Genomic DNA, 1,635 nt, shown 5'->3' with positions numbered 1-1,635 from the left:
CCCCCCCCCGCCGGCCCCGCCCCCCCCCCCCCCCCCCCCCCCGCGGGGGGGCGGGGGGGGGGGCCCCCCCCGGCCCCCCCCCCCCCCGCGCCCCCCCCCCGGCCGCGTCCAAGCGGACCCAGGCGAGCACCCCGTCGTCGTGCGCGGGGAAGGTGCGCCAGCCCGCGGTCCCCTCCCCCAGGCACATCCCGTGCCAGCGGCACACCAGCCGTCCCTCGTGCAGCCGCGCCTCCCGCAGCGGGGCGCCCAGGTGCGGGCAGGCACCGGGGCCGACGTGCAACTCCCCTGATCCGTCGCGCCACGCCACCAGCTCCACACCGGCCACCGTGCGCCCGAACGGCCGCGACGCGGAGATCTCCCGGCTCCCGGCCAGCACGAACCAGTTCCCCGACGGCCGGGCCTGCGCGCGCCGCAGCGCGGCCGCGATCAGCTCCGGCCGCGCCTGCCGCCAGGTGCCCGGCTGCTCCGCCCAGCGCGGCGAGCGGATCCGCCGGAGCGGAAACCGCACTCCCTGCTCACCCATGCGCACTCCCGTTCGTCAGCGGTGCAGCGTAGTCCCGAGCGGCGCGGCCGGCCCGCTCCCCGCGCGGCCGCGGAACGGATTCCGCCGAACGCGCAAGGGGATTCCGTCCCCATCCGGAGGTGTACCGCCGTCGATCCGCGGGTAGAGCGGAACCGGAACACCGCCTCGTCGGAGGAGGAGCACCATGCCCGCCGGAGCGAACCGCAAGCAGGAACGGCAGTACGAGCACATCAAGCACGGCGCCGAACGGCGCGGCAGCAGCGAAGGCCGGGCCGAGGAGATCGCCGCCCGCACCGTGAACAAGGAACGCGCGCAGCAGGGCCAGGCCAAGCGGCGCAGCAAGACCTCGGTGCAGGACATCTCACCGGAGCGCCGCGGCGGACTGCGCTCCGGGAACCGCACCGGGCCGCTCGGCCGCACCAAGGCGCAGCTCTACCAGGACGCGCGCCGGGCCGGGATCGGCGGCCGTTCGAAGATGAGCAAGGCCGAGTTGGAGAAGGCGTTGTCCCGCAGCTGACTCCGGCGGCGCACGGCGGCGGGGCGTTCACCGCTCCGCGTCGTGCTGCTCGGCTATGGCGGCGGCCGCGGCCTGGACGCAGTTGCCGAGGTCCTCCGCCCCCCCCGCGGCCTGGTCGAGGGCCACGTGCGCGTCGGTGGGCCGCGCGGTTCCCGGCGTGGCGTAACGACGGGCGAGACCGTCCAGCAGCAGCGCCAGCCGGTGCCCGCGGACGGCCACGTCGAGCAGCGCGTCCCGCGCGGACAGCGCGCCCGGCTCGCCGCCGGGTTCGGTGCGGGCGTCGGGGATCGACGCGGGTTCCACCGCGCGGTCGGCGCCGTCCAGCGCCGCCCCCATCTCCTCGCGCGCGCGGACCGCTTCGTCGACCGCCGCCGCCCGGCCCGGTTCTCGACCGGTCCGGCCACCGCCGGTTGCGTCGCCTGTGCTCATCTCCGTCCCCCCGGCCGATCGCCTGCCGGAAGATCCGCCGCCGGCGCCCCGCGGGACAGCGGGGGCAGCGGACCTGACCGGCTGCGCGCGGACTACCCGGCGAGGACTTCGCCCGACGGGCGCGGTGCCCTGCCTTGTTCGAGCCGGACGTAGTACTCGGGTGGAG

The 1,635-nt window shown here is 77.7% G+C and carries 3 protein-coding genes; 1 reads left to right on the top strand and 2 read right to left on the bottom strand.

Going from position 1 to position 1,635, the window contains the following annotated elements; all coding sequences use genetic code 11:
• On the bottom strand, positions 1-523 hold a 523-nt coding region (locus LCD31_RS14540; RefSeq protein ID WP_224958735.1), incomplete at its 3' end, for a Rieske (2Fe-2S) protein.
• A 184-nt stretch (positions 524-707) separates the two neighbouring features.
• On the opposite strand from LCD31_RS14540, the gene LCD31_RS14535 reads away from it, so the two are divergent.
• The gene (locus LCD31_RS14535) at positions 708-1,040 is read left to right on the top strand and encodes a plasmid stabilization protein (protein ID WP_224958734.1); all 333 of its coding nucleotides are present in this window, start codon (positions 708-710) and stop codon (positions 1,038-1,040) included.
• 27 nt (positions 1,041-1,067) lie between these two features.
• Here LCD31_RS14535 and LCD31_RS14530 read toward each other — a convergent pair whose 3' ends face one another.
• A complete protein-coding gene (locus LCD31_RS14530; protein ID WP_224958733.1) occupies positions 1,068-1,469 on the bottom strand; it encodes a hypothetical protein in 402 nt (133 codons plus the stop codon).
• Positions 1,470-1,635: the final 166 nt, after the last annotated feature.

Source organism: Saccharopolyspora sp. 6M (assembly GCF_020176775.1).
GTDB lineage: Bacteria > Actinomycetota > Actinomycetes > Mycobacteriales > Pseudonocardiaceae > Saccharopolyspora_C > Saccharopolyspora_C gregorii.
Note: the sequence above shows the minus strand (reverse complement) of the source record. Positions and strands in the feature narration are given on the sequence as shown.